Origin of the sequence: Microbacterium sp. NPDC087589 (assembly GCF_044743635.1) — a bacterium.
Lineage (GTDB): Bacteria > Actinomycetota > Actinomycetes > Actinomycetales > Microbacteriaceae > Microbacterium.
Window position 1 is genome coordinate 662,918 of record NZ_JBIUWV010000001.1, and the last position, 12,821, is coordinate 675,738.

A 12,821-nucleotide genomic window follows, 5' to 3' on the forward strand; every position below is an offset into this window, starting at 1 on the left:
CGAGCACAACGTCAGATGCCGCGAGACCCTGTGTCGAGGAATGCGGCGACTGCGGGAGGAACGAATGGCGACACATCGCCGCCGAGCCCCGCCACCTGTCGCACGAGGGAGCTGGACACGAGAGCATGCGCCGGGTCTGGCAGAAGGAAGACCGTCTCGATGTCGGCGAGGTGCCGGTTGACGATCGCCATCGGCGATTCGTAGGCGACGTCGATCTGCGAGCGGATCCCCTTGACCAGCACTCCGGCGCCGACATCACGCGCGTAGTCGACCAGCAGGCCCATGCTCCAGGAACCGACGATGACATTGCCGTCCATGCCCTCGTCAGCGATGGACTGCTCGATGAGCGACATTCGCGCCGCGATCGGCAGCATCGCCTCCTTGCCAGGGTTGTGCACGACGAGCACATGCAGCTCGTCGTACAGCTTGGCGGCCCGACGGATGACGTCGAGGTGGCCCAGAGTCGGCGGGTCGAAGGAACCCGGGACGACGGCGATCCGGCTGCTCATGCCCCCAGCCTAGAGCACGCCGCACTCGGGTCAGTTCTTCGCCAGGGCCGCGCGATCGTCGTCGCTCACCCGTCGCTCGATGGCGGATCTGAGCCCCGGGTTGGCATCGAGACCGGGATCAGCGGCCAGGATCACCTCGGCGAGTTCGCGCGCCCTGACGATCAGGCCGGAGTCCTTCACCACGCGCAACAGCTTCAACGACGACCGCACCCCCGCCTGTGCTGCGCCGAGCACGTCGCCTTCACCTCGCAGCTCGAGATCGACCTCGGCGAGGGCGAATCCGTCGAGCGTCGCTGCGACCGCGTCGACGCGCTCGCGCGCCACCGAACCTGCTTCCGCCTCGGTCACGAGCAGGCACAGGCCCGGCACGCCACCTCGGCCCACGCGGCCCCTCAGCTGATGGAGCTGGGAGACGCCGAAGCGGTCGGCATCGAGGACGATCATGGTCGAGGCGTTGGGCACATCGACGCCGACCTCGATGACGGTCGTCGCCACCAGCAGATCGACCTCACCCCGCGCGAAGGCCTGCATGACCGAGTCTTTCTCGTCTGACGGCATGCGGCCGTGCAGCACCGCTCGGCGGAGACCACCGAGTTTCGGGTGCGTCGCCAGCGCCTCGTCGAGCTGCACCACGCCCCAGCGCGGGCCTGACGCACCCTCGGGTGGGAGCAGGGCCGGCTCACCCGCCTCGGCCGTCTTCTTCGTGGTGTCGATCGCGGCGCATACTGCGAACACCTGACGCCCCTGGGCGATCTCCTCGGCGGCGCGCTCCCAGACGCGGTTGAACCATCCCGGATGCTCGGCGAGCGGGGCGACGAACGACTCGATCCCCGCCCGTCCCTTCGGCATCGTGCGGATCACCGAAGTGTCGAGGTCTCCGAAGACCGTCATGGCGACGGTGCGAGGGATGGGCGTAGCGGTGAGGACGAGCGCGTGCGGGCTGGAGCCCTTCGCGCGGAGCGCCTCTCGCTGCTCGACTCCGAACCGATGCTGCTCGTCGACCACCACGAGCCCGAGATCTGCGAAGGTCGTCTTCTCGCCGAGCAGCGCATGGGTGCCGACGACGATCAGCGCCTGTCCTGAGGCCACGCGAAGAGCAGCCTTGCGTCGCGCCGCAGCCGGCATCTGCCCCGTGAGCAGCGTGGGCATCACGAGCGGGGCCAGCTCGGGTCCGAGCATCTTCGATATCGACCGCAGATGCTGACCGGCCAAGACCTCGGTCGGCGCGATGAGTGCAGCCTGGCCACCGGACTCGGCGACCTGGAGCATCGCGCGCAGGGCGACGAGCGTCTTGCCCGAGCCGACCTCTCCCTGCACGAGCCGGTTCATCGGCCAGGAGCCGACCAGGTCTTTCGCGACCTGCTCGCCGACGGTCTGCTGATCGGGTGTGAGGTCGTAGGGCAGTGAGGCATCGAACCGCTCGAGCAGTCCTCCGGGCTTCGCTGCCCGCGCGGTGGCCGAGAGCGACCGCACCGCGTCGCGCTGCTGCAGGAGCGCGGTCTGCAGTGTGAGCGCCTCATGCATCCGCAGCGTGCGGACTGCAGGATCGATGTCATTGCGGGTCTTCGGTCGATGGATCTGCTCGAGCGCCTCCCTCGCGGTCAGCAGCTCTTCCCTTGTGCGGACATCCGCAGCGAGAGGCTCGGGCACGTCACCGAGACCGTCGAGCACTCGGGTGATGAACTTCGCGATCTGCCAGGTCTGCAGCGTCGACGTCGCGGGGTAGATCGGGATCAGCACGGCTGCGCGGGCGTCCGCGCGCCGCCTGGCTGCATCCTCGTCGTCGAAGAGCTCGTACTCCGGATGTGCGAACTGCGTCATCCCGTTGAACTCGCCGACCTTGCCCGAGAAGACGCCTCGACGACCGACTGCGAGATCCTCGGACCGCCACTTGGCCGCACCGAGGTTCTTCGCGAAGAACGTGAGCGACATCTTGCCGATGCCATCGCCGATCACGACATCGACCATCGCGCCCCGTCGATTGCGCATGGCCCTGGCACTCGACGACAGCACCTCGGCGACGATCGTCACTGTCTCGCCGAGCGGAAGCTCGCGGATGGGCGTCAGCTCGCCGGGGTCGGCGTAGCGCCGTGGATAGTGCGAGACGAGATCGCCGACCGTCTTCATGCCGAACGCCCGATCGAGAGACTTCGCCGGAGTCGTGCCCAACGCCTCTTCCAGTGATGAATCCAGCGTGAGCGACATGAATCGACCCTATCGGCGCCGTCCGACATCACAGATCACACGAGCGCCCGCGAGACCGCGTCGAACGCCCGTAGCGTCCAAAGGAGCTTCTCTCCGTCCTGTGGGCTCGGCCAACTCGACAGCTTGGCCGCCACCACGCCTGCGGCGCGGTTGATGTAGATCATCTGTCCGTGGATGCCCAGCGCGAGCATGACCTCCGAACCCTCGTATGGGAACCAGAAGCCGTTACGGTACATGCCACCGGGCATCAGAGTCGGCTCAGGCGCGTTGGCGAAGGCGATTCGAGAGTCGACTCCACCCTGATATGTGTCGGTGATCCATGCTTGCGGGAGCACCTGCCTGCCGTCGAGGGCGGCGCCGTCTCGCAGGTACAGCGATCCGAAGCGGGCGAGATCGCGGAGCGCAGCGCACACGCCACCATCGAACATCGCGGCACCGACCGAGTCGATGCCGACATACGCTCCGAACTCCGCGCCCATCTCCTGCCACAGGCGGCGCGACATCACGTCGGCCGCATGCGCACCGGTAGCGCCCTCGATCACGAAGGCGAGAGCGTCCGTCTCGCACGACTTGTACTCGAAGCGGCCTCCGTGATCGTGCTCGATGCGGAGGCTCGCCAGCAGCTCGATAAGGGTTCCCGGAACCTCGACGCTCCGACGCGGCGCCCAGCCGATCGCCTGCTCGAGAAGCCGAACCTCGGCGTCCGGATCCAGATAGTCCTCAGAGAATCGCACGCCGGAGCGCATATCGAGCAGATGGCGCACGGTGGCGCCGTCGTATCCGGATCCTGCGAGTGCTGGAACGTACGCGGTCACCGCACCATCAGGGTCGAGGATGCCGTCGCCGATCAGGATTCCTGCCGTCGTGGTCGTCAACGACTTGCTCACCGACATGAGCAGATGCGGTGTCGTCGGCGCCATCGTGTTGAAGTACCGCTCGCCGATCACGGCGCCGTGTCGCGTCACCACCCAGCCGTCGGTGTGGCTCATCGCCATCACCTCGTCGAATGATGCCGATCGAGACTCCCATGGATGCTCGACCGCCACCGGGCCGAGGTCGGCCGGCGCCGCGGGCATCGGCGTGACACGAGACCCGCGCGCGATCGGATGCACGGGGAGGAAGTCGGCTATGTGCTGCATCGACCACTCGAGATAGGGAGCGCGCTGCCACGCTTCGAGGGGCGGTGGAACGGCGACCGGTGCAACGCCGGCAAGGGAGGCGCTCGCAGCGGCGAATTCGGGAACGGCGTCAGAAGTCATCGTGGCGAGTCTCGCACAGATCATCCCTGATCATCCCTGAGATCCGGCCAGTTCGGCGACCTCGACGACCGCGGCGGGTGGCAACGGCGTCGCGGCGTACATCGCCCTCACCGAGTCGATCAGGTGCTTCCCGCGGATGGTGAGTTCGCCTGCGGATGTCTGCAGACGCCCCTTCGTGACCAGGACGCCGAGATCCGCGCCTTTCCAGCGATAGTCCCCCGGACCGTAGATCCGCAGGTAGAACGCCTCCGACTCGCTGTGCAGAAGGTGCCAGTCGAGATCGCCCTGAGAGAAGACGAGGCGCCCCTGCAGATCGTAGACGTACCGCCCGGTAGGCGGAGCGATGTCGATGTGCTCCACCGAGTCCACGGTGTGCTTTATGACCATGTGGCTCCAGACGTCCGCTGCCGCCAGCTCTTCCCAGCGCTCGTTGACCTCATCGACGTCGATCGTGAAATCCACCCCGGCGAACTCGAGCAGGTGAAACACGAAGAGCGGCACGTCGGCGTAGGCGCCGGCAGTCACATTCGTGATGGCGGATGCACCCGAGATCCGAGGGTTCAGTTCGCCGAGGTAGACCTCCCCTGTATCGGTGTCGAGAAGCACATCGACCTCGAAGAAGCCTCGATAGCCCTCTTCGCCGAGACGATCGCCGAGCCGTCGGACCAACTGTGTCGCACTGTGGCGGGCCTGCGCGTCCAGCACGTCAGGGAACATCTCGTTGCCGGACCAGCCTCCACGATACGGAGTGAGCGCAGCGTGCCCCGTGATCTCGGTCATGAAGGGTCCGACGATCGTGCCGTGCCTCGTGAGCACGGCCTCGACCGCGATCGGGCGGTTGTTGATGCGCTTCATCACCTTGATCTCGACACCGCACACGTCATCTGCGATCTTCTCGAAGCCTGCCGCGTCGCCGACGAAGAATGTGGTTTTGCCGGAGTCGCCGTAGGCCGTCTGGATCACGAGGTCTGTGCCGAGTCCCTCTTTCTCGGCCTGAGCGACCACCTCATCCCAGGTGTCGACCGTCGTGATGAAGTTCGGCACGCTCGCGACCCCGACGGACTCCGCGATCCTCGTGGTCACCATCTTCGAATCGAGGTGCTCCCTCAGCCGCGCCGGCGGGAGGATCAGCTCGAAGCCGAGCTCCTCGCAGATCGCCTCGGTCTGCTCGTCAAAGAAGACCATCGCGATCTGGGGCCGCTCGCCGTACGGTGTCAGTCGCGCGATGTGCGCCCGGACCTCATGATTGCTCAGCAGCCAGTTGTTGATCTCCTCACCGCTCTGGAAGTCGACATAGGGCTTGTCGACCGGACTGAACACCCTCGGGTGGGTTCCCTGCCAGCTGTCGTAGTAGGCGATGTACGAGAATCCGCGCACCCAGCGGTCGAGACCGAGCAGATTGAATGCGGATGCTCCGACGAAGAACACCGGGCGGCGGTTGGTGCGGAAGAAGTGGCGGATCTCCGACATGTTCCGCAGCGCGTGCGTGATCTCCGGTGCCGCGATCTCGAGCAGCTGCTCCTCGGCATCCAGCGTCGGCGCGGATGTCGGCAACGGCCCCGTCGTGAGATCGAGCGCAGGCACCGAATCCCTCTTGGTCGCGCTCTTGGGGCTGCTCGATGAAGACGCGCGGGACGTCGTGCGCTTGGCAGGGGTCTTTCTCGGTGACGCCATGGCGTTCCTCCTCGATCGGGGCATTGTTGAGATCCGGATCGGGGGTGCGATGATCATGTCAGTTCGCTCGAACGAGGGCAATCCTGAGCTCTCGTTATATTTCGGAGAACCCCGCACGGACGCGACGTGCGCCGCGGCTGTCGTATCGTGAACGGGTGACGAGGATCATCGCCGGAAAGGCACGCGGCGCGCGGCTCGACGTGCCGCACGCAGGAACCCGCCCCACCAGCGACCGCGTACGCGAGTCGCTCTTCGGAGCGCTGGAGTCGGCAGATGCGATCGCCGGAGCACGAGTGCTCGATCTGTACGCCGGCTCGGGTGCGCTGGGATTGGAGACGCTCAGCCGCGGTGCGGCCAGCGCCGATCTCGTCGAGCACGGCCGAGAGGCCGCAGCAGTCATCCGGCGCAATGCCGCCACCGTCGCGAAGGCGGGAGCATCCGGTGCACGGGTGCACCAGAGCACGGTCCGGTCGTTCCTGCAGCGAGCCTCCGGCCGGTACGACCTCGTCTTCTCGGACCCGCCCTACGACCTCGACGACGAGGCGATGACCGCGGACCTCATCGCGCTCGCGGCGTGTCTCGCGCCCGACGCCCTCGTGATCATCGAGCGAGCGCGAAGATCCTCGCCCCCCGATCTCCGGGCAGCCGGCCTCGAACTGATCCGCGAGAAGGTCTACGGAGACACCGCTCTCTGGTGGGCCGAGCCTGCCCCCGCGTCCGAGACACCTCAGCCCGAGGCCGAGTCCCAGTCGCGATAGGGATCCCAGCCGCTCACGTCGGCGGGTGCGTCGTCGACGAGCAGATCGTGCTCGCCCTGAGCGGTCACAGCCCCGATGATGCGGAAGCCCGACGGCAGCATCCCCGGACTGAACGTGGCGAGCAGCGCGTGGTCCTCACCGCCCGCCAGGGCACGCTGCGGAGAGTCCCCGAGGGCCGCGCTGTCGAGAGCGATCGTGACGGCTGAGGCCGCCGCCATCCGCCGCGCGTCGATCGCGAGACCATCCGAGATGTCCATCATCGCGGTGGCTCCGGCTGTGGCGGCGAACGGTCCGAGGCCGATCGGCGGCGACGGGCGGAGCTGGGCCGCCAGCGCCGCCCTCTCACCCCGTCCGAGTGCGGACGGGTCGACAGCGATCGGTGTGTCACCATCGCGGAACCTGGCGAAGAGCACAGCGAGTCCGTGGGCGGCGTGACCGAGTTCCCCCGCCACCGCGACCACATCGCCGACCCGCGCCCCCGAGCGCGTCACCGGCGCGCGATCCTCGAGATCGCCGAGAGCGGTGACTGCCACGGTGAGTACTTCCGAGACGGTGAGATCGCCTCCGACCACTGCGCAGCCGGGCGCCAGGGCCGCGCACGCCTCGCGCAAGCCATCGGCGAGCTGTTCGACGAAAGAGAGCCTCAGGTCGCGCGGAACCGCCAGCGCGACGAGCAGCGCGGTCGGGCGCGCACCCATGGCGGCGACGTCGGCGAGGTTGACCGCCGCAGCCTTCCACCCGAGGTCGTAGCCCGACGACCACGCGAGTCGGAAGTCAGGACCGTGCACCAGTGTGTCCGTGGTGGCGACCACCGATCCTGAAGGAGCCGCGATCACGGCCGCGTCGTCACCGGGCCCGATGATCGCGTGACTGGCCTGCGAAGTCCTCGCCAGGATGGCCCGCAGGATCTCCCCCTCCGAAAGGTCGCCGAGGGTCGGATCGTGGTCGCGAGGTCGGGAGGACATGGAGTCAAAGGTAGCCTGGATACATGCCCCGCTCTCGTCGTCTCGCCGTCATCGCGGGGTCTCTGACCCTCGTCGCGGCGCTCTCCGGATGCTCGACCACGATCCATCTGGAGCCGGCCGACGATGCGAACGATCCGGCATGCGCGGAGGTATCCGTGCTGCTCCCCGATGCCGTCGGCGATCTGGACCGCGTATGGACCGATGCCCAAGCAACCGGCGCCTGGGGCGACCCGACGGTCGTGCTGCGCTGCGGCGTCGAGCCGCCGGCACCGTCGACCGAAGTCTGCACCACTATCGGCAGCGTCGACTGGCTCGTGCTCGATCAGGAAGAGGAACGCCAGCGTCTGGTGACCTACGGTCGCGATCCTGCCGTCGAGGTGATCATTCGCCGGGGCGAGGAGATCGACTTCCGCACGGTGGTCGAGAGTCTCTCGACGAGCATCCAGTCCGGCCTCGAACCGGCGACGGCTCGGTGCACGGACCGGGTTCCCACAGAGGAATCCCCTGATGCAGGATCCGCCGAAGGCTGACCGGACGCCCCCCGATCAGCGGCGCAGACCCGCTTCGATCAGCTCGGAGATCAGGTCGCCGTAGCTGAGTCCGGACGCCACCCAGCACTTCGGGAACATGGAGATCGGCGTGAATCCGGGCATCGTGTTGAGCTCGTTGACGACGAGCTCTCCCTCGGTCGTGAGGAACATGTCGACACGGGCGAGGCCGCGGCCGTCGACCGCCTCGAACGCTCGGATGGCAGCATCCTGGATGGCCGCGATCTCGAAATCCTCGAGCTCCGCCGGGCACACCACGTCGACGCCGTCACCACCGAGATACTTGCCCTCGAAGTCGTAGAACCCGCGGGACGTCAGCACGATCTCACCGGGCAGCGATGCACGCACGCCGTCGGCGCTCTCGAGAACCGCGACCTCGATCTCGCGACCGACCACTCCGCTCTCGATGAGGACCTTGTCGTCCTCTGCGAAGGCGATGGCCAGCGCGGCGTCGAGCTCGTCCGGCCCTTCGACCTTGGAGACGCCGACACTGGAGCCCGCGCGAGCAGGCTTGACGAACAGCGGCATCCCGAGATCGACGGCGGAGGCGCGAACCGACGCGGCATCCCGCTCCCACTCCCGCGAGCGGACCGTGATCCCGGGTGCCACCGAGATACCGGCGGCGCGCAGTGCGATCTTCATGAAGTGCTTGTCCATGCACAGCGCCGAGTCGAGAACTCCACCACCCGCGTAGGGCACCTCGAGGGTGTCGAAGTACCCCTGGATCGTCCCGTCCTCGCCGTGCGTGCCGTGCAGGATCGGGAGCACGATGTCGATCTCGCCGAAGCCCTCGACAGCCCCATCCTGACCTACCACGCGCAGCGTCCGGTCGCCCCCGGGCTCGGGCCACAGCACCCTGGTGCCGTTGTCGGCTACCTCGGGCAGATGCGCGGCATCCAGTGGGAACTTCGACGGGTCGTCGTCTTCGAGGACGAAAGCCCCCTCGCGCGTGATCCCGACGGGGATCACCGCATAGCGGTCGCGATCAATCGCGCCCAGCACTCCGCCCGCCGTTGCGGAACTGATCGAATGCTCGCTGGAGCGTCCTCCGAAGAGCACCACCACCGTCTGCTTGTCCATGGTTGGTCCTCTCACCCTGCGGGGTGTCGTCGTCCGTCGTCAGGTGGGGTGCGATGTCGCGCGGGTTCATCTTGCCGTCGAGCACCATCTTCACCTGCTCGACGATGGGCATGTGCACCTCGGACTCGCGGGCGAGCTGCAGCACCGGCGCGACGGACGCGAGGCCCTCGGCTGTCTGCTGCATCTGCTTGACGACGTCCTGGAAGCTGTATCCCTGACCGAGCAGACGCCCGGCCGTGTTGTTGCGGCTCAGCGGAGACTGGCACGTCGCGATGAGGTCTCCCAGGCCCGCGAGCCCCTGGAGCGTCTCCGGGTGGGCCCCGTTCGCGACGGCGAAGTCGGTCATCTCGACCAGCCCGCGCGTGATGATCGACGCCTTGGTGTTCTCGCCGTATCCGACGCCGTCGACGATGCCGATCGCCACCGCGATGAGGTTCTTCAGCACTCCCCCGAACTCCGTGCCGATCACATCGGTGTTGACGAAGGTACGGAAATAGCTGTTGCGCGCAGCACGGGCGACCTCGTCGGCCGTCTCCTGGCTGCGTGACGAGATCACGGCGGCTGTCGGCTGCTCGCGGGCTATCTCGAGTGCGAGATTCGGCCCCGAAGCGACGGCGATGCGATCGGGATCGCACCGCAACTCCTGCTCGATGACCTGACTCATCCGCAGCCCTGACGTGCGCTCGACGCCCTTCATCAGGCTGACGATCTTGGCGTCGTTGTCGGAGAGCAGCGGTCGCAGCGCCTTGAGATTCTCGCGCAGCGACTGGCTCGGCACCGAGAGGTAGACCTGGTCGACGTCGCGCAGTGCGATCGCCAGCTCATGCGTCGCCGCCATCGTGCGCGGCAGGTTGATGCCGGGCAGATAGCGCGAGTTGCGCTTGGCCTCGTCGATCTCGTGTGCGAGTTCGGCTCGCCGGGCCCACATCGTGACCTGCGCTCCGCCGTCGGCGAGGATCTTCCCGAAAGTGGTGCCCCAGCTGCCAGCGCCGATGACGGCGACCCGAGGGCCCGCGGGGGTATTGCGCTTAGGAGTCAAGGCGACCCGTCTCCTTCTGTCCGTGCGAGGCGGGGTTCCAGCGTTCGGCCGGCGCCGTCTCGTTGCGCAGCTGCTCGAGCAAGGCGGTGATCGCGTTCATCAGCCGGTCCGTGGCCTCGTTCAGCGCCGCCGTCTCGCCCGCACGACCGTGCAGGTCGGAGACGTCGACCGGATCGCCGATGATCACGTCCACGCGCTTGCGAAGCGGCCACAGACTCAGACCCTTCTGGTACCGCCCCATGATCTCCTGGGTGCCCCACTGGGCCATCGGGATCAACGGGATGCCGTCGGTCAGAGCCAGCCGCACGGCACCTGATTTGCCGCGCATCGGCCACATGTCCGGGTCGCGCGTCAGGGTTCCCTCGGGATACACGATCACCCCGCGTCCGTGCTCGACCAGCTCGGCAGACTGCTTCAGGGTCTGCTTCGCGGCCGACGCCGACGACGAACGAGCGACAGGGATCATCCCCGTGCGACGCAGAATCCCTCCGAGCACAGGAACCTTGAACAGGCTCTCCTTGGCCATGAATCGGGGAGCCCGTCCGATACGCCACACCGCGAGTGCCACGATGAGCGGGTCGAACTCCGAATAGTGATTGGGAGCCAGGACATAGGCACCCTCACGAGGGAGCTTCTCGGCGCCGGTGATGCGCACCTTCGCGAGCAGCGAGATCAACGGCACGGCGATCGCCGCGAGCGGCCAGAACACACTGGGCCGCGTCGTCTCGCGTGATCGGGAACCCATCCGGGTCACCGGATGACGTCGAAGTCGGCGCCGACGGCGTCGAGCTTGGCGAGGAACTTCTCGTAGCCGCGGCTGAGGATGTCCACTCCGGACACCCTCGACTCGCCCTCGGCGGTCAGAGCCGCGATGACGTGGCTGTATCCGCCGCGCAGGTCGGGAACGACGATGTCCGCAGCATGCAGCGGAGTCGGGCCGGTGATGACCGCGGCCTGCTCGAGATCCCGGCGCGGAACACGACGGGGACCCGCCTGCAGTCCGCGGGGATGCACGACGATGTCGGCGCCCATCTTGACGAGCGCATCGGTGAAGCCGAGACGGTTCTCGTAGACCGTCTCGTGGACGACCGAGCGGCCGCTCGCCTGCGTCAGCGCCACGACCAGCGGCTGCTGCCAGTCGGTCATGAAGCCGGGGTGCACGTCGGTCTCGACGACGACGGGCTTGAGCTCGCCGTCACGACGGAAGAGGATGCCGTCTTCCTTGATGTCGAACCAGCCGCCCGCCTTGCGGAAGACGTTGAGGAAGGTGAGCATCTCCTGCTGCTTGGCCCCGCCGACGAAGATCTCGCCGTCGGTGGCCAGCGCCGCGGATGCCCACGAGGCCGCCTCGTTGCGGTCGAAGATCGACCGGTGGTCGTAGCCGCGCAGATTCTCGACGCCCTCGATGAGGATGACGCGGTTCGGCTCGTACGAGATGATCGCGCCCATCTTCTGCAGCACGGCGATCAGATCCATGATCTCGGGCTCGATGGCGGCGTTGCGGAGCTCGGTCGTGCCCTCGGCGCGAACGGCGGTCAGGAGGACCTGTTCGGTCGCCCCGACGCTCGGGTACGGCAGGTGGATGTTGGCTCCGTGCAGACGGGTGCCGCCGGTGGAGAGGCGGATGCCGCTCGGCAGCTTCTCGACGATGGCACCGAACTTGCGGAGCGCGTCGAGGTGGAAGTCGATGGGACGATCGCCGATGCGGCATCCGCCGAGGTCGGGGATGAAGGCCTGACCGAGACGGTGCAGGAGGGGACCGCAGAACAGGATCGGGATGCGGGAGGCACCCGCGTGGGCGTCGATCTCCTCGAAGTGCGCCGACTCGACATCGCTCGGGTCGAAGACGAGAGCGCCCGGCTCATCACCGTCGGACACGCGGACGCCGTGCACCTCGAGCAGTGAGCGCACCACGGCGACGTCACTGATGGCGGGGACGTCGCGCAGCACGCTGACGGTCTCTCCGAGCAGCGAGGCGACCATCGCCTTGGTCGCGAGGTTCTTCGCGCCCTTGACGTCGACGCGGCCGCGCAGCGGGCGCCCTCCACGAATGGCGAGGACGTCTCCGGTGAGTGGGGGGACTCCGTCCGGAAGAGCGTCGCGCACAGGTGTCGTCATTCGGAGCCTCACTTCATTCAACGGAATTCGGGGCGGGGTCGCCCTCGGCTCCCCCGCCCCGCCGTTCACTGCTGAACGGGAAGGGTCCGGGGCCGCCACGACTCGCGACGGGCCTCGAACTGCGCGATCTTGTCTTCGTTGCGCAGCGTGAGCCCGATGTCATCGAGCCCTTCGAGGAGCCGCCATCTAGTGTAATCGTCGATCCCGAGGTCAGCCTGGATCTCACCGATCGACGCCACCCGCGCCTCGAGGTCCACGGTGATGGATGCCCCGGGATTCCGGTCGATCTCGGCCCAGATCCGCTCGAGATCCTCTTCGGAGATGGTCGCGGCGAGGAGTCCCTGCTTGCCCGAGTTGCCTCGGAAGATGTCGGCGAAGCGCGGGCTCAGGACGACGGCGAACCCGAAGTCGCGCAGCGCCCAGACGGCGTGCTCTCGGCTCGATCCGGTGCCGAAATCCGGCCCGGCGACGAGCACCGACGCACCCTGGAACACGGGCTGGTTGAGCACGAATTCCGGGTCCTGGCGCCACCCGTGGAACAGGGCGTCCTCGAAGCCGGTCTTGGTGACCCGCTTGAGGAAGACGGCCGGGATGATCTGGTCGGTGTCGACGTTCGAGCGCTTCAGCGGAGCGGCGATACCGGTGTGGGTGATGAACTTCTCCATG

At 67.3% G+C, this 12,821-nt stretch carries 12 protein-coding genes; 2 read left to right on the top strand and 10 right to left on the bottom strand.

The features are described from left to right. Positions 1-11 precede the first annotated feature (11 nt). The 4 genes from coaD to ACIOU8_RS03370 are packed head-to-tail and all read right to left on the bottom strand — an operon-like array spanning position 12 to position 5,647. Positions 12-509: a pantetheine-phosphate adenylyltransferase gene (gene coaD / locus ACIOU8_RS03355; protein ID WP_400785769.1), complete on the bottom strand. Its 498-nt coding sequence runs from the start codon at positions 507-509 to the stop codon at positions 12-14. A gap of 30 nt (positions 510-539) precedes the next feature. Then, positions 540-2,714, bottom strand: coding sequence for an ATP-dependent DNA helicase RecG (locus tag ACIOU8_RS03360; RefSeq protein ID WP_400785771.1), 2,175 nt, complete (start codon positions 2,712-2,714; stop codon positions 540-542). Between the two features lie 35 nt (positions 2,715-2,749). Next, positions 2,750-3,973 (bottom strand): serine hydrolase domain-containing protein, encoded by a 1,224-nt coding sequence (locus ACIOU8_RS03365; protein WP_400785773.1) that lies wholly within the window; start codon positions 3,971-3,973, stop codon positions 2,750-2,752. 30 nt (positions 3,974-4,003) lie between these two features. Then, positions 4,004-5,647 (bottom strand): biotin carboxylase, encoded by a 1,644-nt coding sequence (locus tag ACIOU8_RS03370; protein WP_400785775.1) that lies wholly within the window; start codon positions 5,645-5,647, stop codon positions 4,004-4,006. A gap of 155 nt (positions 5,648-5,802) precedes the next feature. On the opposite strand from ACIOU8_RS03370, the gene rsmD reads away from it, so the two are divergent. Beyond that, on the top strand, positions 5,803-6,405 hold the full coding sequence (rsmD, locus tag ACIOU8_RS03375) for a 16S rRNA (guanine(966)-N(2))-methyltransferase RsmD (RefSeq protein ID WP_400785777.1): 603 nt from the start codon (positions 5,803-5,805) through the stop codon (positions 6,403-6,405). Here rsmD and thiL read toward each other — a convergent pair. Beyond that, positions 6,375-7,370, bottom strand: coding sequence for a thiamine-phosphate kinase (gene thiL / locus ACIOU8_RS03380; protein ID WP_400785779.1), 996 nt, complete (start codon positions 7,368-7,370; stop codon positions 6,375-6,377). The genes rsmD and thiL overlap by 31 nt on opposite strands. A 23-nt stretch (positions 7,371-7,393) precedes the next feature. On the opposite strand from thiL, the gene ACIOU8_RS03385 reads away from it, so the two are divergent. Next, positions 7,394-7,900 carry a DUF3515 family protein gene (locus ACIOU8_RS03385; protein WP_400785781.1) on the top strand — a complete coding sequence of 169 codons (507 nt, stop codon included), beginning with the start codon at positions 7,394-7,396 and terminating at the stop codon, positions 7,898-7,900. Positions 7,901-7,915: 15 nt separating this feature from the next. Here ACIOU8_RS03385 and ACIOU8_RS03390 read toward each other — a convergent pair whose 3' ends face one another. The 5 genes from ACIOU8_RS03390 to leuD form a co-directional block, all read right to left on the bottom strand. Continuing rightward, positions 7,916-8,998, bottom strand: coding sequence for a D-alanine--D-alanine ligase family protein (locus ACIOU8_RS03390; RefSeq protein ID WP_400785783.1), 1,083 nt, complete (start codon positions 8,996-8,998; stop codon positions 7,916-7,918). Then, positions 8,904-10,037: an NAD(P)H-dependent glycerol-3-phosphate dehydrogenase gene (locus ACIOU8_RS03395; protein ID WP_400785787.1), complete on the bottom strand. Its 1,134-nt coding sequence runs from the start codon at positions 10,035-10,037 to the stop codon at positions 8,904-8,906. The genes ACIOU8_RS03390 and ACIOU8_RS03395 overlap by 95 nt, the downstream gene beginning before the upstream one ends. Beyond that, positions 10,027-10,782 carry a lysophospholipid acyltransferase family protein gene (locus ACIOU8_RS03400; RefSeq protein ID WP_400785790.1) on the bottom strand — a complete coding sequence of 252 codons (756 nt, stop codon included), beginning with the start codon at positions 10,780-10,782 and terminating at the stop codon, positions 10,027-10,029. The genes ACIOU8_RS03395 and ACIOU8_RS03400 overlap by 11 nt, the downstream gene beginning before the upstream one ends. A gap of 5 nt (positions 10,783-10,787) precedes the next feature. Then, positions 10,788-12,155, bottom strand: a complete 1,368-nt coding sequence (gene murA, locus ACIOU8_RS03405; RefSeq protein WP_400785793.1) for a UDP-N-acetylglucosamine 1-carboxyvinyltransferase — start codon at positions 12,153-12,155, stop codon at positions 10,788-10,790. Positions 12,156-12,220: 65 nt separating this feature from the next. Then, positions 12,221-12,820: a 3-isopropylmalate dehydratase small subunit gene (gene leuD / locus ACIOU8_RS03410; protein ID WP_400785796.1), complete on the bottom strand. Its 600-nt coding sequence runs from the start codon at positions 12,818-12,820 to the stop codon at positions 12,221-12,223. Between the last annotated feature and the right edge of the window lies 1 nt (position 12,821).